2 protein-coding genes are annotated in these 2,166 nt (G+C 47.3%); both read left to right on the top strand.

The window, feature by feature from the left end:
* The coding region (locus KKA81_15940; protein MBU2652420.1) for an aminopeptidase at positions 1-734 on the top strand (734 nt) is incomplete at its 5' end.
* 17 nt (positions 735-751) lie between these two features.
* A partial coding sequence (locus KKA81_15945) for a hypothetical protein (protein MBU2652421.1) occupies positions 752-2,166 on the top strand: 1,415 nt, incomplete at its 3' end.

Consider the following 2,166-nt stretch of genomic DNA (forward strand, 5'->3'; position numbering starts at 1 on the left):
AAAAAGACCTGGATGTGATTATTGGCAGGGGGGGGGCCTATAGCACCCTGGGATGGTTCCAGGACCCGGTGACACTGAACCTCCTTGAAGGGTCAACCGTAGATCTTGTGGAAACCCTTATCCATGAAATGACACACGCCACGCTGTATGTAAAGGGACAGGGAGAATTTAACGAGGGACTGGCTCAACTGGTGGGGAAAATGGGGGCCATCCTCTTTACAAAGGATAGGTACGGTCCCGAACACCCGTTCACTTTAGAGGCCATAAGGACCATTGAGGATGAACGTTTGTTTTCCCATTTCCTATCCTCCCTTTTGTCAGACCTGGAAAGCCTTTATGATTCGCCCCTGAGCCGAAAGGAAAAGCTAATCCGACGGGAGACCGTTTTTTCCGGATACCGCAAGAGATCCAGGGAGATGGAAAGCCGTCTCCAAACGGATCGCTTTAAGGGCTTTGAGAATGCCGGTCTGAACAATGCCTACCTCATGTCCATCGGCCTCTATCATCGCCATTTCCTTCTGTTTGAGGCTATCCTTAAACGGCATGGAAACTCCATTAAAGAGACGCTCCTATTTTTCCGGAATCTGTCCAATAAAAATGGCGACATCCTTGAGAAAGCAAAGGAATGGTTAGACGCATCTCCGGTCAACACCGGCAGATTAACCGGCGAATCCCCATTATTATGGCCAGTATCGAAACAATTGGGAGAGACTTTTAACAGGGCCGGCCTTTAAAGGATTTAAAGAATAACATGAAAAGAAAAATCATTTTCAGCCTCGGCATCGCCATCCTCGTCCTTTTTGGAGCGTCGTCTGCGGTTTTCCTCTATCTCTATCATAATCCCGATTATGTGAAAGCATTGTTAGCAAGGGAAATATCCCGCTACGCGAAGAGTTCACTCACCATTGGAGACCTCTCCTATTCCCTTCATCCCCTAAAGATTCGAGCCAGGGGAATCGTGTTTAGCCCCCTTGATAAAGGTTCCGGATTCCATCTGCAAATTCCTGATTTGATAGCGGACATGACCCTGGAGGGCCCATTCGGCCATAAGACCCTTATTCTTAAAAGCCTTAAGATGACTCGTTTCCAACTACGTCTTTCAAAAGATATAAGCATCTCAAATATTCTGCCTGAAGCAGGGGACTCATCTCTTTTTTCAAAAGGTCTGAAAATCATTGTTGCTTTCTTCTTTTTCAAGGACGTCCAATTTCAGGGAGCAGAGCTCATCGACGGCCTCATCGCCCTGCAACTGAAAGACCAGGAGGTTCAGGCAACGGGGATTCATCTGAAAACGGAGACGGATCGATCCCTGACCGTTTCCGGCAGCATAACGCTGACCGTGCCCTCACAAAACATGAGATTCGAGGCCCCTGACGTGCATATGAAAACGGACGGCGCCTTTTCCTTTGGGAACCCCCAATTAAGATGCTTTTTAACCGCTCATGAGATGACTTTATATAGCCCCAGGGCGAATGTGAAAACCATGAGTGCAATGACAACGGTCATCTATGACTTCTCTCATAAAAAGATGATCTTAGAACCCATGGAGATGCATCTTCATGGTCTAACCCTGAAGCATGATCCGGATCGACAAACTACTTTCCGGAACCCTGAGATAAACGTCGAAGGCATGGATTTGAAGGCAAAGCTAACTTATGAACAGGACCTCAAAGGATTATCCTTTGAATCCATGGGTCTTGATCTTCAAGGGATCACCCTGAAACAGGAACCGGGAAAAAAATCGATCCTCCTGAATATGAATCTAAAGGCAAGCGGCATCCTGAGTCTGTTAGACCATCGAATGGGATCCTCGATATCCAACCTGAGTGTGGATAAGGTCCTTCGATTGAATGGGAACTTGAATGCAGAGTTCGGGAAACGAACCGCAATCGGTCTTGAAGTTAAGGAGTTCAATCTCTCCCCACAAAGGATCCGGGACTTTTTACCCTCAAAAGTCCGGAAGGCCTTAGACCCCTTTCAATTAGAAGCCCCCCTCAGTTTACATGGCCATATGGCGGGAATTAAGGGGCAGCAGCAATGGGAGTGGGATTGCAATCTCAAGATTCGGGTCAAAGAGAGTCCTTATTCCTTTACCTTCGAGGAACTTAGATTACATGGGGATATGAGTGGGGAGATTCATGCTTCGGGAAAATTTCCTGCGGGGAA

Source organism: Bacteroidota bacterium (assembly GCA_018831055.1).
Taxonomy (GTDB): domain Bacteria; phylum Bacteroidota; class Bacteroidia; order Bacteroidales; family B18-G4; genus M55B132.